Origin of the sequence: Mesorhizobium tianshanense, assembly GCF_007830515.1 — a bacterium.
In the GTDB taxonomy this organism is placed as follows: domain Bacteria; phylum Pseudomonadota; class Alphaproteobacteria; order Rhizobiales; family Rhizobiaceae; genus Mesorhizobium; species Mesorhizobium tianshanense.
This window is the reverse complement of the sequence record NZ_VLKT01000019.1, coordinates 32160-52153: the sequence shown is the minus strand read 5'-3', so window position 1 is coordinate 52153 and position 19994 is coordinate 32160. Positions and strand designations below refer to the sequence as shown.

Annotated in this window: 21 protein-coding genes; 10 read left to right on the top strand and 11 right to left on the bottom strand. The window is 63.6% G+C overall.

Annotated elements, in window-relative coordinates; translation table 11 throughout:
* Window positions 1-164 precede the first annotated feature (164 nt).
* Window positions 165-1325, bottom strand: coding sequence for an IS110 family RNA-guided transposase (locus IQ26_RS16510; RefSeq protein WP_145719214.1), 1161 nt, complete (start codon window positions 1323-1325; stop codon window positions 165-167).
* Window positions 1326-1595: 270 nt separating this feature from the next.
* On the opposite strand from IQ26_RS16510, the gene IQ26_RS16505 reads away from it, so the two are divergent.
* Window positions 1596-2237 (top strand): BA14K family protein, encoded by a 642-nt coding sequence (locus IQ26_RS16505; RefSeq protein WP_145719077.1) that lies wholly within the window; start codon window positions 1596-1598, stop codon window positions 2235-2237.
* Window positions 2238-2712: 475 nt separating this feature from the next.
* Entirely contained in the window at window positions 2713-4431 is a 1719-nt protein-coding gene (locus IQ26_RS16500) for an adenylate/guanylate cyclase domain-containing protein (RefSeq protein ID WP_162457974.1), read from the top strand.
* 170 nt (window positions 4432-4601) lie between these two features.
* Here the strand turns inward: IQ26_RS16500 and IQ26_RS39460 are convergent, their stop codons facing one another.
* Window positions 4602-4793 (bottom strand): hypothetical protein, encoded by a 192-nt coding sequence (locus IQ26_RS39460; protein ID WP_162457969.1) that lies wholly within the window; start codon window positions 4791-4793, stop codon window positions 4602-4604.
* A gap of 139 nt (window positions 4794-4932) precedes the next feature.
* On the opposite strand from IQ26_RS39460, the gene IQ26_RS16490 reads away from it, so the two are divergent.
* Both IQ26_RS16490 and IQ26_RS16485 read left to right on the top strand, forming a co-directional pair.
* Window positions 4933-5193 carry a hypothetical protein gene (locus IQ26_RS16490; RefSeq protein ID WP_145719074.1) on the top strand — a complete coding sequence of 87 codons (261 nt, stop codon included), beginning with the start codon at window positions 4933-4935 and terminating at the stop codon, window positions 5191-5193.
* A gap of 3 nt (window positions 5194-5196) precedes the next feature.
* Window positions 5197-5457 carry a hypothetical protein gene (locus tag IQ26_RS16485; RefSeq protein WP_145719072.1) on the top strand — a complete coding sequence of 87 codons (261 nt, stop codon included), beginning with the start codon at window positions 5197-5199 and terminating at the stop codon, window positions 5455-5457.
* Here IQ26_RS16485 and IQ26_RS16480 read toward each other — a convergent pair.
* Window positions 5454-6158: an SOS response-associated peptidase gene (locus tag IQ26_RS16480; protein WP_145719070.1), complete on the bottom strand. Its 705-nt coding sequence runs from the start codon at window positions 6156-6158 to the stop codon at window positions 5454-5456. The two genes, IQ26_RS16485 and IQ26_RS16480, sit on opposite strands and share 4 nt — an antisense overlap.
* 189 nt (window positions 6159-6347) lie before the next feature.
* Between IQ26_RS16480 and minC the strand changes: the two genes are divergently transcribed.
* From minC to minE, 3 genes are read left to right on the top strand one after another with little or no spacing between them, the layout of a single operon-like run.
* Window positions 6348-7130, top strand: a complete 783-nt coding sequence (gene minC / locus IQ26_RS16475; RefSeq protein ID WP_145719068.1) for a septum site-determining protein MinC — start codon at window positions 6348-6350, stop codon at window positions 7128-7130.
* 36 nt (window positions 7131-7166) lie between these two features.
* Window positions 7167-7982: a septum site-determining protein MinD gene (minD, locus tag IQ26_RS16470; RefSeq protein WP_145719066.1), complete on the top strand. Its 816-nt coding sequence runs from the start codon at window positions 7167-7169 to the stop codon at window positions 7980-7982.
* Entirely contained in the window at window positions 7979-8251 is a 273-nt protein-coding gene (gene minE / locus IQ26_RS16465; protein WP_145719063.1) for a cell division topological specificity factor MinE, read from the top strand. Before minD ends, minE begins: the two co-directional genes overlap by 4 nt.
* 295 nt (window positions 8252-8546) lie before the next feature.
* Here minE and IQ26_RS16460 read toward each other — a convergent pair whose 3' ends face one another.
* The 6 genes from IQ26_RS16460 to IQ26_RS40370 all read right to left on the bottom strand — a co-directional run bounded on the left by IQ26_RS16460 (window position 8547) and on the right by IQ26_RS40370 (window position 14902).
* Complete coding sequence (locus IQ26_RS16460; RefSeq protein WP_145719060.1) at window positions 8547-9287, bottom strand: sulfotransferase family protein; 741 nt, start codon at window positions 9285-9287, stop codon at window positions 8547-8549.
* 197 nt (window positions 9288-9484) lie between these two features.
* On the bottom strand, window positions 9485-10432 hold the full coding sequence (locus IQ26_RS16455) for a Csu type fimbrial protein (RefSeq protein ID WP_145719213.1): 948 nt from the start codon (window positions 10430-10432) through the stop codon (window positions 9485-9487).
* 33 nt (window positions 10433-10465) lie between these two features.
* Window positions 10466-12868, bottom strand: a complete 2403-nt coding sequence (locus tag IQ26_RS16450) for a fimbria/pilus outer membrane usher protein (protein ID WP_240547141.1) — start codon at window positions 12866-12868, stop codon at window positions 10466-10468.
* A gap of 13 nt (window positions 12869-12881) precedes the next feature.
* Window positions 12882-13607: a fimbrial biogenesis chaperone gene (locus IQ26_RS16445; protein ID WP_145719056.1), complete on the bottom strand. Its 726-nt coding sequence runs from the start codon at window positions 13605-13607 to the stop codon at window positions 12882-12884.
* Window positions 13608-13636: 29 nt separating this feature from the next.
* Window positions 13637-14134 carry a Csu type fimbrial protein gene (locus IQ26_RS16440; protein WP_145719051.1) on the bottom strand — a complete coding sequence of 166 codons (498 nt, stop codon included), beginning with the start codon at window positions 14132-14134 and terminating at the stop codon, window positions 13637-13639.
* Window positions 14135-14665: 531 nt separating this feature from the next.
* Window positions 14666-14902 (bottom strand): hypothetical protein, encoded by a 237-nt coding sequence (locus tag IQ26_RS40370; RefSeq protein WP_240547140.1) that lies wholly within the window; start codon window positions 14900-14902, stop codon window positions 14666-14668.
* A gap of 682 nt (window positions 14903-15584) precedes the next feature.
* Between IQ26_RS40370 and IQ26_RS16430 the strand changes: the two genes are divergently transcribed.
* Window positions 15585-16121 carry a GNAT family N-acetyltransferase gene (locus IQ26_RS16430; protein ID WP_145719047.1) on the top strand — a complete coding sequence of 179 codons (537 nt, stop codon included), beginning with the start codon at window positions 15585-15587 and terminating at the stop codon, window positions 16119-16121.
* Window positions 16122-16235: 114 nt separating this feature from the next.
* Here IQ26_RS16430 and yghU read toward each other — a convergent pair whose 3' ends face one another.
* Window positions 16236-17102 carry a glutathione-dependent disulfide-bond oxidoreductase gene (gene yghU / locus IQ26_RS16425; protein WP_145719045.1) on the bottom strand — a complete coding sequence of 289 codons (867 nt, stop codon included), beginning with the start codon at window positions 17100-17102 and terminating at the stop codon, window positions 16236-16238.
* 261 nt (window positions 17103-17363) lie between these two features.
* Here yghU and IQ26_RS16420 point away from each other — a divergent pair, with 261 nt between their 5' ends.
* Entirely contained in the window at window positions 17364-18266 is a 903-nt protein-coding gene (locus tag IQ26_RS16420) for a S1C family serine protease (protein WP_145719043.1), read from the top strand.
* A gap of 36 nt (window positions 18267-18302) precedes the next feature.
* Here the strand turns inward: IQ26_RS16420 and IQ26_RS16415 are convergent, their stop codons facing one another.
* Complete coding sequence (locus IQ26_RS16415) at window positions 18303-18911, bottom strand: hypothetical protein (protein ID WP_145719039.1); 609 nt, start codon at window positions 18909-18911, stop codon at window positions 18303-18305.
* A gap of 276 nt (window positions 18912-19187) precedes the next feature.
* On the opposite strand from IQ26_RS16415, the gene IQ26_RS16410 reads away from it, so the two are divergent.
* Entirely contained in the window at window positions 19188-19787 is a 600-nt protein-coding gene (locus IQ26_RS16410) for a YdeI/OmpD-associated family protein (RefSeq protein ID WP_145719037.1), read from the top strand.
* Window positions 19788-19994 lie beyond the last annotated feature (207 nt).

The following is a 19994-nucleotide window of genomic DNA, read 5'->3' as shown; positions in this document are numbered from 1 at the left end:
TCGGAGGCGGTTCCCAATCTCTCCCGCGTGCATGGATGTCATGCCATAGGGGGCTACGGGTCACCGCCGCCTCGGATCATCCTGGCATTGCTCCGTCTCAATGGACGGATGGATGCCGGACCTTTTTGTGTCGTGTGCTCCTTAACTGGTTTTCATCCGATCGTTCATGCCGCAGGGCGCAGGATGGCGCCGTCCGGCACTTCGCCGGCGCTCACATAGCGCCACAGCGCGATCAGCAGCTTGCGTGCCAGGGCCACGATCATGGTCTTGCGCACGTTGCGCTGGGCGCCGGCGGTGCGCTCCTGGAACCACTGCGCCAGCGCACTGCCCTTCTGGAACATCAGCCAGCGCCAGGCCAGCTGGATCATGCCGCGCCGCACCCGCGCATTGCCGGCCCGCGCCAGCCCTTTCTCGCGCCGCTTGCCGCCGCTCTCGTCCGGTGCTCCGGTCAGCCCGGCATAACGCGCCACCGCGCGGCGATCGCGCAGATGGCGCGACAGGATCTCATGCACCAGCATGTCGGCCGTCTCGATGCCGAGGCCCATCATCCTGGCCAGCATCAGCACCATGGGATGCGGGCCATCCTGCGGCGTCTGCTTCAGCCGCTCCAGGCGCATCTTCTCGATCTCCTTAAGCTGCTCCTTGATGAGCCGCAGCCGCGCCATGTCGCGGTGCAGCTCGGCCAGCGTGTTGGGCGGCAGCGGCACCCCTTCCGCGCCGCGCAGCTCTTCCAGCCGCTCCGCCGCCTTCTTCAGCTTCACATTGAAGCCGCGGATGCCAAAGCGCACCAGCGTCGCCTTCATCCGGCTGATCAGGCTGGTGCGCTCGCCCACCAGCGTCTCGTGCTCGCGGTTGGCGCGCCGCGCGTCCTCCTCCTCGATCGTCGGGATCGCCACCATGCCGCAGTGCTTCGCCTCACCGCGCAACCAGCCCACAAACGACCGCTTCAGCAACTGCGTGTCGAGCCGGTCCGACTTCGCCCGCCGGTGCTCGCGCGACACCGGGATGCTGGTCGGATGGATCACATAGGTTTCGATCCCTTGCGCCAGAAGCAACCGCGCCAGCCAGAAGCCGTCGCGGCCAGCCTCGAACGCCACCGCGATCCGCGCGATCGCCTTGCCGGCCTTGGCCGCTTCGTCCCGCCAGCGATACAGCAGTTTCAACAGTGCCACAGGATCGGCACCCTGCTTCTTCAACGGCTCGCGCGTAAGGCCGGGAACCAGCCCGGCCACCAGCCAGCTCGACGCGCTCAGTTCAATCACCGCGACCAGCGTGCTATCCTGATCGAAGGCGACGAGGGACTTGCTCAGATCATTCTGTTGCATGGGGCACTCCATTCGAGTTTCACAGCAACGATGGTGCCACAACCCTCGCCGCCGCCCCATAGCTTCTCTCCCCCACGTTCGTGGGGGCGAGGAACCCAGGTTCTGCGAGAGAAGCCTGCCCTCGGCGACATCCGCAACGTTTCACCCTTGTCCGCCTGGGTCGACTACGCCCAAGCCCCGCGCCTGTCCGAGTGCCTAGCACGCCGGGCTCACGTTGGAACCGGATCCAATGCCTCGCATTTTAGAGATGACGGGGCAAAGGAGCGCAAGGTGAAAGCTTTAGTGGCGGTACTTGGCGGCTTCGGGCTGACACTCGCCGTATTTGCCAGCGGACTGGCCTTCGCCACCTGGCTTCTTACCGCCAAGCCGGTACGCCAGGTCGCCCCGGCCTCCAGCGTCGCCGAGCTGTGGACAAGGGAACCGCGGCAGGTGAACCCTGCATCGCAGCGCCTTGAGCGCCTTCCCGCCCGCCCGGTTGATCGCAGCTCGAAACCTGCCGATACCGCAGCTTGGGCGCCCGACACCACCGTTACCGGCTCTATCCAGCCGCCGGCGGACGAGCAGCAGGCGGTGCCTGCCGCCCATGTGGAATGGTGCGCAAGCCATTACCGCTCCTACAGGCCAGACGACGACCACTACACATCCTACAGCGGACAACAGCGCCCCTGCGTCTCGCCCTACTTCCAGGCCGGTGCGACCGGGCGCACCTCGCCGCTCCCCGCCGACGACGCCAGCTATGTCGAGGCGAACGACGCGTGGCCAATGGATGGCGACGTCGCGTCGGATGAAACCGGCGGCGCCTGGGGTTCGCCCGACCACGTGCAATATTGCTTCAGCCGCTACCGCTCGTATCGGCCGGAAGACAACAGCTACCAGCCTTACTCCGGCGGCCCGCGCAGGCAGTGTGAATAGGGAAGCGCTGGTCAGCGCGTGCTGGACCTGCCGGACGGCGCCGACTTCGTGACGTTGGAGCGACCCACCAAGGCGGTGGTCGCCATGCCGAAGCCCTAGACTGTTGTCGCGAGGGTAGGGTGATAGCGTGGCAGTGGAAGATGGGTGGAGATGTGAGTAGCTGTATTCGCCCTGATTAGCGACTGTCTTTGTTCAAGCCACGACATGCAGAGAAATGGGATATCCGTGAACGGCCACCCATTCCGGTCATCGCCTCATTCCACCTGAAGGTCGCGAAAAGGGTGCGAACCCGGCTTCACACAAACGCCCATCGTCTCAGCGTTTAAAGGTTTGGCGATCTCCTCGAGACGTTCGCAGGGCGCGTTTCCCGATGCGGCCGGCTTTGCAATGCGCTACACTCCCAGACCGCCGCGTCCGCGACGACGGCACCGCCTGCTGGGGTGATGATTGGTCGCCCCCTGAAGGAGTTTCGCCCATGAAGCGCAGAATGGCCGCCCTGATGGTAGGCGATATCGTCGGCTATTCCGGAATGATGGAGCGAGCCGAGGAGCAAACCGCCGAACGCTTGGCCAGCTGTCAGGCCCTCATTTCGGAAAAGGTCGATCTGCTCGACGGCCGGGTTTTCAAGACGACGGGCGACGGGGCCCTCGCCGAATTTCCGAGCGCCGTAAACGCCGTGCGCAGTGCATTCGAGATCCGCGGCGCGCTTGCAGGCGCACGAGAGCCCGACACCGAACCTTTCAGGATGCGGTTCGGTCTCCATATCGCGGATGTCATGGTGCAGGGCGATGATCTGGTCGGAGACGGCGTCAACCTCGCGGCGCGCATACAGGCGGCAGCCGAACCAGACTCGATCTATGTGAGCGGTGCGCTCTTCGATCATGTCCGCCGCAATTCTGCGTTCATATTCGACGATATGGGCGAGCGGGCGTTCAAGAACATTACGGAATCGGTGCACCTCTATCGGGTCCGCGGCGAGATCGGAGCGCATCGGCTGCAGTCGGCGCCGACGCAACTGGTCATCACGACGGAACGGCGGCCGGCATCGGTCGCGGTGCTCCCTTTCCGGGTATCGGGCGACGACGAGAACCAGCGCTATCTCGCCGAGGGCCTCACCGAGGAGCTTATTGTCGAACTGGGGCGGTTTCGGCGTCTTTCGGTCAGTTCGCGCAGTGCGAGCTTCGCGGTTGCGGACGCCCACCCGGATCCGGTGAGGGTCGGCGAGGCTCTGGGCGTTCGATATGTGCTTGAGGGACAGGTGCGCAAGATCGGAGAGCGGGTTTCGATCAGCCTCACGCTGTCGGAAACCGACCAGGGGACGGTGGTCTGGAGCGACAAGATCCAGCGTCCATTCGAGGAAATCCTCGCTTTGGTTGATGGAACCGTCGCGAGGATCGCCGCGACGGTATCCGGACGGATGGAGGACGCAGCCATGGTGGCGGCGCGCCGAAAGCCGCCAGAAAACATGACCGCCTTCGACTGCCTCTTGCGCGGGCTCGATCATCACCGCCTGGGCGGCGTCACCGACGACAATGCCCGCCAGGCCGTCGGCTGGCTTTCAAAGGCGATCGAGGCCGATCCGCACTACGCGGCCGCCTATGCGTGGAGGGTCTGCGCAGCGTCAGGGTTGCCGGGTTTCGACCCCGAGCAAGGTCGACGGGACATTTGCCGCGCGCTCGAGCTTGACCCCTGCGATGCCGAGGCAAACCGGATCATGGGCGCGTTTGAACTTATGGATGGCAACTTCGACGAGGCCCTGGCGCACAGCCGCAGAGCAATGGAATTGAACCCGACGGATGCCTACATCAAGGCAAGATGCGCCGCGGTCTTTACCTCTGTGGGCGAAGCAGAGCGTTCATTGTCCTTGCTCGACGAAGCCGAGATGCTCGACCCGTTCCTTCCTGTGTGGTGCGTCGAGGAACGGGGCGTGGCTCTTTATGCGCTGGGCCGCTATGCCGAGGCTATTGAATCCCTCTGCAAACTCACGTTTCAGACCACTCGATCGCGCCTCTATCGGGCGGCCGCGCTCTTGGCGCTCGATCGATCCGACGAAGCCGGCCGGATGGTCAGGGAAGCTGTCGGCGGCGAGGCAGCTCTAACGGCCTCCAACTTCACCAGCCGCGAGTGTTACCGCGATCCTGAGAAGGCTCGGGAGCTTGGCCGCTTGCTAAGGGAAGCAGGTTTGCCGCCATAAGATCGGTGGCGACGGTCTGCCGCTAACGACAACCCGTTCAGCACACACACTGTCGAAGTCTGCAACGGGTCGACTCCGGTCGTTTGCGATCGAAAAGGGAATGGCCGCTCATGACGCAAAGCCGATCTTCGAACGGCACGATTCACAATTAAACACGCGTCCCGCTACCGTCATCTCTGAGCGTTTAGCGTCGCCCGGCGCCGGCCCTCCATCGCATCCAGCCGCTCCTGCAGATGCCCATTCAGCACGATCATCTCCTTCAGCGCCTTCACCGCATCGCCCTTGTGCTGGGCAATGAATTTGTCGGCGATCGCCTGCAGGGTGGCCTCCTGGCGGCTGTCCAGCGTCACAATGTGATCCATGGTGGTGACCTCCAAATGGTTCATTAGGCTATAGTGAACAAATAGGGAACAAAAATGTCAAGGGCGAATTGACTCGGCGAGGAATGCCTTCCTATTTGTCAGCAGGTGGGCGGTTGCTCGCAAACTGAGGAGAGCCGCGATGGGCAGACGAAACAGCCGCTATGATCGCTTGTTCGCGCGCGACGCGGAGGCGATCATCAGCGATGCGCTGCGCCTGCGCGGAACAGTGCTTTCGGCGCAGCTGCACCTGAAAGCAAATGGCGAACTGTTCTGGCAGCTGAGCGGGCTGGTCGACAAGCTGCATGCCGTGATGGCCAGCGTGGCGGAGAAGGAGCCCGATTTCCGCGCGGCCGGGCTTGGCCTGTTGCCGCTGCCCGAGGATTATTCCAGCCGGAAATGAGCCATGGCCGGGCCGATGGACAGCGTTGGACGTGCCGCGAAGTCCAATATGCTGCTGATCGTCGAGTGCGGCCACTGCTACCATGTCGGCCGCTTCAGGGCGAATGATGTCGCTCAGGTGGTGGGCTGGAATAAGCCGCTGGAAGCCATCAGGTTCAGGTGCAAACGATGCAGCCGAAAGGACACTACCGTCCGCACCCAATTCATCGACCAGGACCGGCCACTGAAGGGCTACATCTGGACGCTTCAGAAATTCAAAGTCTAGAACAGCGAGCCTTGCGCCGGCGCCTGCGGCGGAAACTTGATCTGCGTCGCCGGCTTCTCGACGATCACCAGCGCGTCGTCCGGTGCCGTTCGTTGCAGGTGCCTCGCCTCCGACCACGGCGCGGTCAGCCAGGTCTCGGTTTCCTCCGGCGTGGTCAGGATGACGGGCATGGCCTTCTCGTGGATCGGCGCGATCAGGGCGTTCGGCTTGGTGGTCAGAAAACCGTAGAGCTCGAAGTCGCCGGGGCCGTCCTTGACCTTGCGAACGCCTTGCCAACGCGTCCACAGGCCGGCGAAGAAGAAAAGCGGCCGCTCCTCGTTCAGCGCGAACCAGTAGTTCCTCTGGATACCGGTATCCGGATCCTTGTCGCCGGGCGTCGGGCTGGGCTCGGCGAAGCTGGTGAGCGGCACGACGCAGCGGTTCTCGACGCCGAGATATTGCTGCCAATGGCCGTATTGCGGGTTGCGGATGTTGGTGGTGCCGTAGTCGGCCTTGCCCTTCACCCGCTCAATCGGCGTCGGCATGCCCCACAGCAGATTGGCCAGTTCGCGCGTCCCGTCCGGCGCGTTGCGCACCACCGGGCCGGGCTGGTTGGGGTAGATGTCGATGGAGGGCTCGAGATTGCCAAGGATGTCGCGCAAGGCGCGGGTCCACTGGCGGATGGCCTCCTGCGACGTCGTGATGTTGTAGAGGTTGCACATGTCGAGCCCCAGCGATGTTCAGGCATCTTGTGGGAAAAGGCAGGCAATTTCCAGCGCTGTCCGGCTGGCTGCTGACACGGCCGGGCCTGTCAGTAATGACGTTTCCGAATGTTGCGAACACCCCTCCATTAACCTTTCGTTAACCATGCCTGGCCTAGCGTTTAACCACTCAGTAAGGATTCGCCGCCAGTGACCTTTGCCGCCCCCCTCGAGGCCAAATCCATTCGCTTTCGTGCCCGCTCGTTCGTCGCCTTCACGCTGACGCCGGAGGCGCCGCTTTCGGAGTGGCTGGAGAGCCTCGATCGCTGGATCGGCAATTCGCCGGGCTATTTTGCCGGCCGGCCGGTGGTGCTCAATCTCAACATATTGAAGCCCGATATCGGCGGGATCGAAACGCTGGTCGCCGAGCTTGGCCTGCGCGGCATCCGCATCTATGCCATCGAGCTCGATGGAACCACGGCGCTTGCGCCCAATCTGCCGCCGGTGCTGATCGGCGCCAAGGAGGCTACCGCCGGGCTGCTCATGCAGGCCGACGGCAAGGGCAGGCCGGAAGAGGCAAGCAGGCCAGAAGAGACGGGCAAGCCCGAAGAGGCGGGCAGGGCGGAACCGGGCAAGCAGCCAGAAGACAGGCCGCCGGAAGCGCCGGCCACGCTTATGGTCAAGACGCCGATCCGCTCGGGCCAGTCGGTCTTCCACGCGCATGGCGATGTCATCGTGCTGGGCTCCGTCGCCTCCGGGTCCGAGATCGTCGCCGCCGGCTCCATCCACGTCTACGGCACGCTGCGCGGGCGCGCTTCGGCCGGCGTGCTCGGCCATTCGGCGGCGCGCATCTTCTGCCGCAAAAACGAGGCCGAGCTTTTGTCGGTCGACGGCTGGTATTGCACCGCCGAGGAGATGGAGCCGTCCTTGCGTGGAAAAGCGGTCCAGGCCTTTCTCGAAAAAGACACGCTGCGCATCGCGCCGTTCAACTGACAACAGCCGCTCAACAACAATAATGGAGGCATATTCATGGGCAAGGTAGTGGTGGTCACCTCGGGCAAGGGGGGCGTCGGCAAGACGACCTCGACGGCCGCCCTTGGCGCCGCGGTAGCGAGAACCGGCAAGAAGGTGGCCCTGGTCGACTTCGACGTCGGCTTGAGGAACCTCGACCTGATCATGGGCGCCGAGCGGCGGGTGGTGTTCGACCTGGTCAACGTCATCCAGGGAACGGCCAAGCTGTCGCAGGCGCTGATCCGCGACAAGCGGGTCGAGACGCTGTTCCTGCTGCCGGCCTCGCAGACGCGCGACAAGGATGCGCTGACCGAGGAGGGCGTCGGCGAGGTGATCGATAAGCTGCGTTCGGTGTTCGACTATGTCTTCTGCGACAGCCCGGCCGGCATCGAGCGCGGCGCGCAGCTCGCGATGCGCTTTGCCGACGAGGCGGTCATCGTCACCAACCCGGAAGTCAGCTCGGTGCGCGATTCCGATCGCATCATCGGCCTGCTCGACGCCAGGACCGTAAAGGCCGAGCAGGGCGAGCAGATCGCCAAGCATGTGCTGGTGACCCGCTACGACGCGGCGCGCGCGGCGCGCGGCGAAATGCTCTCGATCGACGACGTGCTGGAGATCCTGTCGACGCCGCTGCTCGGCATCATTCCCGAGAGCCAGGACGTGCTCAAGGCCTCCAACCTCGGCTCGCCGGTGACGCTCAGCGATCCCACCAATTCCGCCGCCCGCGCCTATATCGAGGCGGCCAAACGGCTCGAGGGCGAAGAGCTGCCGGTGGTCGTGCCGTTCGAGCGCAAGGGCTTTCTCGACCGGCTTTTTGGAAGGAGGGCAGCATGAACCTGTTCGACCTCTTCAAGCGGCGCGGCAGCGCGCCGGTGGCGCGCGAGCGGCTGCAGGTGCTGCTCGCCTATGAGCGCCGCAACCGCAGCCAGCCCGATCTCGTCTCGGTGCTGCGCGAGGAGATCATGGCCGTCATCGCCAAACATGTGCAGATCGACCAGGATTATCTGCAGGTCTCGATGGATCGCGGCGAGACGATGTCGACGCTGGAGATCGACATCCAGATCCCCAACAAGAGCGCAAGGCCATTGGCCATGTCGGCCTGAACTCGCAAGGCTCGGGTTTCTCGCCCCCGCTGCGATCCTTCGCGCCCCCCTCTGTCCTGCCGGACATCTCCCCCACGAGGGGGGAGATCGGCAGCTTCGGCGCCTCGCGCCCTCTTGCACCGTTGCAGATTGGCGAAAGCCGGCGAGACATCCGATCTCCCCCCTCGTGGGGGAGATGCCGTGTTTTTTGGTAAAGAGGGCAGGCCAGAGGGGGGCGCTGTCCCGCCGGCATCTCCAAGGCTGTCGCCTGAGCTGCAACCGCTGTCAGAGGGCCGGTCTTTGCTTGCCGCCACCACTACCGCAGCCACCACCAAAGCCCACCCAGCACCGCCACCACCCCCGCGATCGACAGCCCGAGCATGATGTACGATCCCTTGATGACGTCGCGGATCACCTTCTTGACGCTTTCCCGGTCATTGAGATTCGGGAACGGCTCCTGCGGTTCCGCCACGCCGAGAAAACGGCACAGCGGCCCCCAGCCTTCGGTCACCGTGAACACCAGAAGCTTTTCCGGCGGCACGGCTGCCTTCACCTCCTCGGTGTAAGCGTTGTAGCGCGCGATCGCCCGCTCGCGGTCGTCCATCACGCCGGCCAGCACACGGCCCCAGATCAGCTTGCGCGACATGTCGCCGAATTTTCGGCCGAACGGCGTCAGCCACTCCAGGATCTTGAACTGCCAGACATTCTCGGTGAAGTAGATCGTGTCGATCGTGCTGTCGTACCAGCCTTCGGCGCCGCGCGGGTGAAGCGTCAGCAGCACCTTGGCATCAGGGTATTCGGCCAGCAGTTCCCTCCACACGCAGCAGCCGGGATTGTCGACCGTCGCGGTGTAGTTGGCAAACACCCGTTTCCAGTCGTGCCGTGTTCCCGGCGGGCTGTTCGCCACCTTGCGCCAGAAGTCGAGATGGCCCTTGTTGGCCTTGTTGAGGATCACTTCCTGCATGTGATAGCAGGGAAAGCCGAGCCTGTTCAGCGCGGCAAAGGTCGACCACGTGCCCGTCCGCCCGAATCCCGCGCCGATTACCTTGAGCGCCATGCCATCCCCCCATTTCTCCCGTGGACTGATATTCTTATTTTATGTCAGCCCGCGACGCCTACGTTGCGCCCGGCGCGCCCGGCGCGCAACAAATTTCCATCGCGTCTTTCTGGCCGCGGGCTTTCGATGTGATGGCCGATGCTGGCGCGCGTGCGCTGGGCTGTGACAAGCCTCGACCGACGATTTCGGGCATCAAGTCAATAGGTGACCGTGACCACCACGGTGTCAGTGTAGGTGCCTGGGGACGGCGTCGATTGCGCCGGCACGCGGCCATAGACCGGCAGGTTCTGCGTCGCGCCCGCGCCGGTGCCTGCAACGGTGTCGGCGCCGATGGTTCCACCCCAGGGCTGACTGCGCGCGGCATCCTTGTAGAGGCCGTAGGTCACGGCCTGGCCGCCGAGCGTCATGCGCCGTGCCGTCGGACTGGTGCCGCTTAGCCCGTTGTTCAAGCCGACATTGTAGGTGGTGCCCGGGGTGCAGGTAACGTCGATGCCGCCGGCCGCATCGGCTGCCGCGTCGAGCACCCCGTGGCTGCCGAAATCGATGTTCTGCGCTGTCACGTTGCAGTTGTTGACGACGTTGGCCTGCGCCGTGAAGCTGGGCTGGGTCGGGTTCTGCGTGACTGAGCCGCAGGCGGGAGCAGTCAGCAGGTAAGTGGTCCAGTTGAAGTTCACCTGGCTCCCGGAGAAGGTCGATGTGTAGAGGTCAGCCGTCGCGCTTTGCTGGCTGCCGAAGACGCGCGCATAGATCGTCCGCGTCGCCATCGCGGTGGTGAGCGGCAAGGCGGTCAGGTTCACGGCCACCGGACTGCCAAGGTCAGGCTGCTCTCGCGAGCCCCACGGCGTGGTGCGCGCCGCCTCCTGGTAGAAATTGTAGTTCAGGGCCGCATTGGTGGCATTGCGCATGTGGCGGATGCCGGACGTGGCGCCGCCCGTTCCGGCGTTGAGGTTCAGGCAGACGCGGAAATTCAGGCCGGTCAGCCCTGCGTTGCAGCTGATATTGACGGTCGCCGTTGTATCGGCCGCAGCGCCGGACAAGGTGTCGACACTGCCGAAGTTGGCATTGGAGACGCTGAAGGAACAGCTCTGGGCTTGCGCCTGCGCGGACACAAGCAGGAAGCAGGCCAGCAGGATCAGACGTGGCATGACTTCCTCATTCAACTGGCTCATTCAACTGGCTCATTCGATTGGACGGCAGACCGCATTGGGGATCGCCACCTGCTCGCCCTCGCGCGGTTCGAAATCAAACTCGGCTGCGCAGCGGCCGCGGGTCGGCTGATCCACCACGATGCGGTTTTGCGGACCGAGTCCCGTAATGTAGGCCTGCCCCTCATAGCCCACGACAAAGCCTTCCGAGTCTCCTTCTTCCACCTGTCCGGCCGCACCTGTCTCCAGGAATTCGCCGCTCTCGTCGCGGAGCGTGACAAGCGCGTTCTGGGCACCGGCCTCGACATCGAACTTGACCACGGTGCCGCTGCGGTCAGCCGGAACGGTGACCTCGCGGGTGCCGGCGACCGTTGCATCGACCGGCAGGTTCGTTGGGTCGATGGTGATCTGGTTCGGCTCGTAGGAGCGCAGATCCGGCACCAGGAGCTTGCCCCTGCGGTTGGTGCGGCCGGCCGGCCGGTTCTCATATTGAACGTCAATATCGGGAACACCGGCGTCGACAACGGTGAAGGCGTCATCGATGCGGTTGGAAAAGAAAACGTCGCGGCCGGCGAAGACGACGGAACCATCTGCCTGGGCCGTTGCGCGAAATTGATCTTCGTATTGCTGGACACCGGCCTCGAAGCGGGCAAAAGGCGCGCGATAGCTGACGGATGCCGCACGGTCCCTGTAAGCGCCTTCCGTGTCGCGGAGCCGCCAGCCGACGCTGCCGATCTCGGCGTTTTCCGACTTGACCAGGTCCGCCGTCACCGCCGTCCCATCGGAATCGGAGGAAACGCCCGCCGAAGCATAGATATCGTTGCCGAGCGGGATCGAAATCCCGGCGAACGCGCCGAACGAATCCTCGTCCTCGAGGTCCGTGAAGGCGGTTGCAAAAAATGATGCGCCGTTGCCGAAGGGGCGGTTGAGGGAGAGCCCGAGGATCCGGGATTTTTCACCTTCGGCCGTCTTGAGCTGCGTGTAGCTGAAATTGAGCGACGATGGGTCGAACTTCAGGGGCACCGAGACGGAAACCTGGTCGAGCACGCGCGGCGGCGCGGCGCTGTGGAAGTCATCGTCGGGCAACAGCGGCGGCAGAGGATCGACGGTTACCGCGGCAATGTCGTTGTAGTCTCCGAACGTGCGCTGCGTTCGCGCAAAAAAATGAATGTCCCAAAGCTGAAGCTCGATACCGCCCGCCACCTGAAACCCCGTCTGCCCGCCGTAGCTGCTCGCGGCAGCGGCGAATGATCCCACTCCGTATTGGCCGAGCCCGAACACCGCTCCCGCACCGCCGTTCACAAGGCCGCCGCCGCCTTCGGCATGGCCCTCGAAGGTCAGCCAGTCGGTCAATCCGTAGCGAAGCGTGCCCGAGGCCATGAAGCGCCCGTCATAGTCGCCGGATTCGACGCCGTAGAACCGGCGGGCAAAGCCTGCTTCGGCCGAATAGTCCCAAAACCCCGACGCCAATAGGTCGGATGACGCGAAAAAGGGCGTTTCGGAAACCGTCTCGCGTCCGAGAGCGTCGCGCACCACGACACGCGCCGTTCCGCTTCCCGTCACCACCGGCAGATTGGTGATCTGGAACGGGCCGGTCGGAACCTGCTGCGACAGGCGCCGGGCATTGTTGACATAGATATCGACCGTCGACGGAACGGCCGCGGAGCCGGAGAGCTCGGGCAGAGGCATTGTCACAAGGTCCGGCCTCAGGCCGAAGTTGCGCTGGATCTGCACCCCGCCCAGGCGTGTTGGCCGGGTCCAGCTCAACCCGCCCGTAATGACGTCGCCGGCGCGGAACGTGGTCAGCCATTTGGGGCTCGAATAGGACCACGTCGTGTCGAGTCGGGTCGAGCCATAGGGTTCGTCCGGCGAACTGCTGGCAATGTAGGAGCTTGCCAGGACGCCGAACGGACTGAATACACGGCCTTCGAACCATCCCGATGCGCCTTCGAAGGCCCACATGTCATCGACGCCGTCACCTCCGGTGCTGGCGAACAGCGTGTAGTTCATGAGCGCGCCGAGGCTGCTTTGAGGGTCCGCGGTGGGTGTTTCGTCCCGATCTCGCTCATGGGCATCGATGACGCGCGCGGAACGCGCGTCATATTCGACGGTGAAATGGATGGTCTGGGCGGTCTCGTCGAATTCGGCGGAAACGCGGGGAAGCTTGGCTATATCGACCAACCCATCCGGTCGGATGGCTTCTTCGTCGGGTTTGATGCCGACATTGCGCAACTGGTCCGGTTCGATTGCCAGGGTTCCATCGGCATCCTGCCGAAACGCCGCAATCAGGTCGGTCGACGTGCCGTTGATGAACACCTCCAGTTGAAGGTCGCGAGAGGCGCTGACGGGTGTTGCCGCTGCACCGACGCCTGCTGCCGACGGGATCGATTCAGCGAAGACTTTTGAGCCGTGCAGCGCGACGAGCCCAATCGACATCAAAAATGAAGCACTAGCCGCCCGTAAGGCGTGCGGTAGCATCAAAACGTCCTGCTTCGCTGTCCGCTGAGATCGCCACCGAACCACCGGACAGCCGGCCGCGGCCGGTGGCCGGCACAAACCACTTCGCAGTAGAGTTCCCGAGTGCATAGCCGACCAGCCCCTCGCGGCGCGCAACGGCCTTACCGCCGCTGCTCAAGGCGAGGTTCGATATCTTGAGCCGCATCGATCCCCGGTTGCGGACGGTCACGAGATAACCACCGCGCCTTTGCTGGACGCTCCACGACGGAGACGCCCCGGAGGCGTCGGTCGTGGCGAAGAAAACGGGTATGGAATGGCGCACCACCAGAACGACCGTTCCAGCGACGCGGCGGGACGGGTCCGGCAGTTCGTCGACGACCAGCCGGTAGCTCTCTTCCCCGTTGACGGGCCGTTTCGAGGTTCGGACAATCCGGACCAGATTTTCGCCCCCGGGTCGAAGCGTCGTGATCGGCGGACTGGCGACCACATCGTTTGTCGCCTCATAGGTGTCCTCCCCGTTTTGCTGGGTCCAGCGTAAGACACGGACCTGCACATTGATCGGTCGGCGCGCGTCGTTCCAAATTCGGATCGTGGACGCCGCCGTCGGCGCCCTGAGGTCGAGCACGACGGGTGCGACGCGCAGCGACGCGGCTTGCGAAGAGCCGGCAAATTCAAGGATGGCTGCAAGACATGCGACTATGAGGGCGAGTGACCGCATTTCCCCTCTCTCCCTGGTGTGGCGTGACCTTAATAGGTCAAGGTCACCGTGATGACGTCGGCATAGGTGCCGGCGGTAGGGGTGTCCTGCGTTGGCACCTGACCATAGACGCTATAGGTTTGCTCGGCGCCGGTGCCTGTGCCCGCTACGGTGTCGGTTCCGATCGTGTCGCCCCAAACATCGGTATGACCTGTATCGGTATAGAGGGAATAGGTCACCGTTTCCGAATTCGGCCCGGTCATCAACCGATCAGCAACGGTGGCGCCAGTACCTTGTCCGGTATCGAGCCCAATGTCGTAATCCGTTCCATTGGTGCACTGAACGGCGATGGCGCTCGATGCCGCGACCGCGGTGTCGATCACGCCCGACGAGCCGAAATTCAGATCGGTCGCCGAATTGATCTGACATTCGGCGCTGATCGTGATCTGGACGTTGAACTGGGTGGTGTCTGTCTGAGCAAGAGCCGGGGGTACGAGCAGCGCTGAAGCGGCTAAAGAACCGGCAAGGCAGAGAAGGTGATGTCGCATGCATCCTCCATTCAAAATGCCGGAGAAGACGCGCGGGCGGACCGCCTAAACCGGCGAATCACCCACCCACATTTCATCTGTACCACACACGCGCGCGTTGCGAAGCCCTTATTCGGCCATTGTTTCGCCTTTTTTGGCGCTGTCGCGAAGAGGTACCACGTCTTCTGGCGGTGATCCCAGCAGGGTGTCTCTCGGTGAATTTTTCTTCGATCGCTGTATGAGGGCTCGCCCGAAGGTGCGGTTGACCATGCTCCATACGCCGCTACCTCAGCCACCACCACAATCCGCCAAGCACCACAGCCCTTGAGCACCGCGTCATTCCCTCGGGCCTCATTCCTTCCTGGAGTGATATTCTTTTTCAGCACGCAGGGCTTGCGTTGCGCCCGGGCCTCTCGGCGCGCAACAAATTTCCATCGCGCCTTTCCGCAGTAGCCCCTCTTTTTGAGCGGGCCAGCGCAGCCGGGAGTCGCTCAATCAGAAGGTGCATTAAGCACGCGTATACCTCTAATCCATTTGGCACTTGCGCAACCATCAAAAGGGTGAAACCGTTGGTGTGGGGTAAATGGGTAGGGAAGTCGTCTCGGCTGTCATCAGTTCCGGGACGGCCGAGAAGAAGATGAATTTTCCACAGTTCCTGGTGGGAATGACCACCGCGTCATCCATCGTGGCGCTCTCGACTTTTTTGACAACGGGTTCGATCTGGACGGCGCTGGCCTGGACGATCCTTAGCTTGATCGTCCTGCAGATCGGATATTTCGTGCTCGTCATCCGGCTGATCTATGGAGCCGGGGTGGAAGACGCAGAGACAAGTCCGCGGTCCGTGAGTGCTGTTCGGCCAGGGCGTCGAGGCGGTGTCCGGCCCAGATCATGATCATCGGTCAAGCCGGACATGTTCGGTTCTGGGAATGTGCATTGGACGTTCCGTTATTTTAGCCAACTAATATATACCCCCGCTGCATAAGCTTGGAATTAGGCAGCGCGGAAGCCTGCCTGCGGCTTGTGCAATCCCGACGCCGGACGATGGAAAGCCCCTCTGCCTCGATCGGGCTCCAAGGCGCCGGCTTGCGTTCCGATCTCGCGGCAATCGTGGCGCTCGTGCACCAGGCTTGACGGGCCCGCGGGGCGGGAAGGGCGGGCACGAGGTCGGCCCGAAATCGCCGATTGTGCGACCTGGCCGGAGCGAGACGAGTGCTCGTCACTCCGACCAAATGAAGAGGGGGGTCCATCGAATGAAGAGGGGCCGATCGGATGAACAGGCCGATCAAATGAAGGCCATGGCGATCGACGATTCCGGATCGCCGCGCCGCCGGCTGGTCTTCGCGAGGCTGACATTCGATGGACCGAGCGGTCTTTCGCTTCGAGAATTGCCGGCCATGCCACAGGTGTGTTTCTTCCTACCGCTCCGGCTTGGTGCTAACCCTATAGCGCTTAGCACTGGACCTGCCGGACAATGCCGGGGATCAACTTAGACCATCGGGTGGCGACACGTGCCGATATGCCGGCGCTGGCTGTACTGATGAATGCAGCCATCGGCGAACTTCAGAAGTCTTTCCTCAGGCAGGAACAGATTGCCTCGAGCAGAGCAATCATGGGGCTGGATACGCAGCTCATCGACGATGGAACCTATTTTGTCGTGGAGCAGAATGGCGTCTTGGCAGGCTGCGGTGGATGGAGTCGGCGGGCAACCCTCTATGGAGGCGACCGTTCACCTGGGCGCGATGCGGCGCTGCTCGACCCCGCGCACGACGCCGCCCGCGTGCGTGCCATGTATACGAATCCAAGCTTCACCCGCCGAGGGGTAGGACGCCTGATTCTCACGCTCTGCGAGGATGCCGCCCGCGCCGAGGGCTTCACCCATGTCGAGCTCATGGCTACGATGGCCGGCGAACTCCTCTATCGAGCCTGCGGCTATCAAGTGGTCGAGGACGTCGTCGACGCCAGAGGCGGAGCGGAGGTGCCGCTATTGCGGATGAGGAAGGCGTTGTGAACGATCGTCAGGTGCGGATGGCGATGCGGCGCAAATCCTCGAGCCGTCTGAACATGCGCTCCCCGGAAGCGTAGGCGCCGGAACCCCTCCGGCGCCACGCGTCATCCGCTCAGCTCACTCCGCCGCCAGCTTGTCCTGCGTCTTGGTGTCGAAGTCGCTGGCGTCGTGGCGCTCGTGCAGCTGCATCGCGGGTTCGCCGAAGGCGCGGTTGACCATGCGCCCGCGCTGCACCGCTGGCCGTGCGTCGATCGCGTCGGCCCAGCGCTGCACGTGTCTGTATTCCTGCACCGACAGGAACTCGCCGGCGTCGTTATACATGCGGCCCTTGGCCAGCCCGCCATACCAGGGCCACACGGCCATGTCGGCAATGGTGTAGGCGTCGCCGCCGAGATATTCGCTTGTCGCCAGGCGCCGGTCGAGCACGTCCATCTGGCGCTTGGTTTCCATGGCGAAGCGGTCGATGGCATATTCGATCTTTTCCGGCGCGTAGGCGTAAAAATGGCCGAAGCCGCCGCCGAGGTAGGGCGCCGAGCCCACCTGCCAGAACAGCCATGACAGGGTTTCCGCGCGCGCCGGCTGCTCAGTCGGCAGGAATTCACCGAATTTTTCGGCCAGATGCACCAGGATCGAGCCGGATTCGAAGATCCGGATCGGCTTTGGTCCGCTGCGGTCCATCAGCGCCGGGATCTTGGAGTTGGGATTGACCTCGACGAAGCCGCTGCCGAACTGGTCGCCGTCGTTGATCCTGATCAGCCAGGCGTCGTATTCGGCGCCTTTATGGCCGAGCGCCAGCAGCTCCTCCAGCATGATCGTCACCTTGACGCCGTTCGGCGTCGCCAGCGAATAGAGCTGCAGCGGATGCTTGCCGACCGGCAGTTCCTTGTCATGCGTCGGGCCCGATACCGGGCGGTTGATGCTGGCGAAGGTGCCGCCATTTGCCTTGTTCCAGGTCCAGACTTTCGGCGGTGTGTATTGGTTCATTTCGGGAGGCCTCTTGATGTGAGCGGGAGGGTCTTGGGGAGGATCAGCTTGCGCGATAGCGGCGAGGGTTTGCATGGGACAGGATCATTTATAGCTACGGGTCGTGCGGGGTACAGGTAGTGCGGGCCGCAGAAAGTTCAACTTGTGTTGAACTATCGTCGATGTCGGCGCTGCCTCGGCCCTTGCGCCTCGTCAGGTGCGCCATACCTATAGAAGACATCGGGCCTTTGGCGCCGCTCATGAATTTGCAGGATTGAAAGCATGACCATCGATACGATTTTGCGGTCCATCGTGGCGGTGCGCGCCTCGATCCCCGACGACGCCTTCACCGCGAACGCGCTGGGTACGAGCCGGGAAGGCAGCGGCGTGGTCATTCGCGACGACGGGCTGGTGCTCACCATCGGCTATCTCATCACCGAGGCGGAGGAAGTCTGGCTGACCGATCACAACGGGCACGTCGTTCCCGCGCACGCGCTCGCCTACGACCAGGAATCGGGCTTCGGCCTGGTGCAGGCGCTGGCTCCGCTCGGCCTGCCCGCGATGGCTTTCGGCGACGCGGCCAAGGCAATGGCCGGCGACCCCGTGGTGCTCGCCGACGGCATCGGCCAATCGGTCAGGGCGCACATCGTCACCAAGCAGGAATTCGCCGGCTATTGGGAGTATCTGCTGGACGAGGCGATCTTCACCGCGCCGGCCCATCCGTCATGGGGCGGCGCGGCCCTCATCGGACAGGACGGCAGGCTGCTCGGCATCGGCTCGCTGCGCCTGCAGATGAGCCGCGCCGGCGAGGTCGCCGACATCAACATGGTGGTGCCGATCGACCTTCTGCCGCCTATCCTCGACGACCTCCTGACGCGCGGCCAGGTCGCCAGGCGGCCGCGCCCGTGGCTCGGCGCCTTCTCCGCCGAGAGCAATGGCGAGGTCGTGGTGATGAGCGTCGCCGAAGGCAGCCCAGCCGCCGAAGCCGGCCTGCGCCAGGGCGACATCATCTCGGATGTGCGCGACGGCGAAGTCGACGGACTGGCCGATTTCTACCGCAAGCTGTGGCAGAATCCGGCGGGCGCCGAGATCCCGTTGCGGGTGGTGCGCGACGGCCGCGAGACCTGGCTGCGGGTGAAGTCGGCCGACCGCAACAGCTTTCTCAAGAAACCGCAGCTGCAGTGAGGCTCCTCCTTCCCCTTGTGGGAGAAGGGGGGTGCCTCACTCCCCGCAGGCGCTGAAGCCGGTTCCGGGGTTCCACTCCGCGAACGGGATGATCTTGCCTTCGACCGAGACGATCTTCTGCTCGGTGGTGCCGTCCGGCCGCTTCCTGCTGCTTTCGCCCTTGCCGGTCAAAACATTGTAGTTGCAGTCGCTTGCGACATTGTGCTCAAGATAATCGTGATAGTCATAGGCAAAGCCGGCGACGATGAAGGCGTCGTTGCGGTATGCGAGCGTCAGAGTCTGGTTGGTCCGTTTGCTGCCGACCGGCATTGCCGGCAAGTATAGCTTGATCGAGCCGTTCGGCAGCGCGGTCAGCTCCGGCTCGGTGTCGGAGGCCTCGTAGCCCGGCCGGTCGTAGCCGTTCCACTCGCCGGTGATCTGCTCTCGCACGATGCCCGCAGGCCGCAGAAAGTTATGCTCGCGGTCCCTGAGAAAGAAATGGATGTCCATGGGTTCGCTGGGCTCGGTCTCGACGATCATCGCCAGATCGGTGGCGCCGTCGCCGTTCCAGTCGCCGGTGGCCGCCGTGATGATCTTCTGGGTTTCGATCGGTTCCGCCAGGGCAGCGGTTGGCGCCAGCATCAAGCCGAACAGCATCGCTCGCATGGCAACATCCCCCAGTTTGAAGCCCGCCGTTCGCGATGGCCGGGTCTGCCGGATTCCTACAGTACGACGGGAAGAACCGCCATGGGCGCCGCGGGACAGCACCCTCCTCTGTCCTGCCGGACAGAGGGGGCGGACTGGCAGCTACAGCCATCTGTTGACGCTTCCCCGCCGTTGCTTCATCCAGGCGGATGGCGGGGGCGCAGAGGGAGGAACGATGACTGAGACATCCGATCGGCGGGCGCTCGGCGTTATCCGCGCAAAAAGGCAGGCCCGCTGATGGCGCCGGTCGAGGTCGACCCCGCCAAGGTGCGCGAGTTCTGCGATGCCGAAAGCTTCTACACATGGCTCGGCAAGCACCACGACCGGGAAAACGAGGTCTGGATCAAGATTCACAAGGTCGGTTCGGGGCTGCCGTCGATCACGCCCAAGGAGGCCATCGACGTCGTGCTGTGCTGGGGCTGGATCGATGCCGTGCGCAAGGGGCTCGACGACACGAGCTACCTGCAGCGCTACACGCCGCGCGGCAGGAAGAGCATCTGGAGCCAGATCAATGTAGACAACGTCGCCCGGCTGATCGAGGAGGGCCGGATGACCGGGCACGGACTTAAACAGGTCGATGCGGCGAAGGCCGACGGCCGCTGGGCGCGCGCCTATGGAAGCGGCAAGGATATGAAGATCCCAGGGGATTTGCAGGCGGCAATAGACGCCGAGCCCAGGGCCAAGGCGATGCTGGCAACGCTCAGCGCGCAGAGCCGTTTCGCGCTCGCCTTCCGCACCCACAACATGAAGACCGAGGCCGGCCGCAGGAAGAAGATCGCGGCGTTCGTCGAGATGCTGAAGCGCGGCGAAACGATCTACCCGCAGGGCAAGAAGTGAGGCTTTGCGGGTGACGCCGTCGCGGCCATCGCTGCTATGGCGGATCCGACGTCGTTCGTACGCTCAAGATCCGACGATGAACGCGGCGCCGTTGCCTGCCGCTGGCCTTGAAACCACGTTCGGCTCCTCCATCTAGTTCGCCATAGCGCGCAACTTTCGAAACGAGGAAGCGCCAGGAGTTGCTGGCCTCCGACAAACCAGAATAGC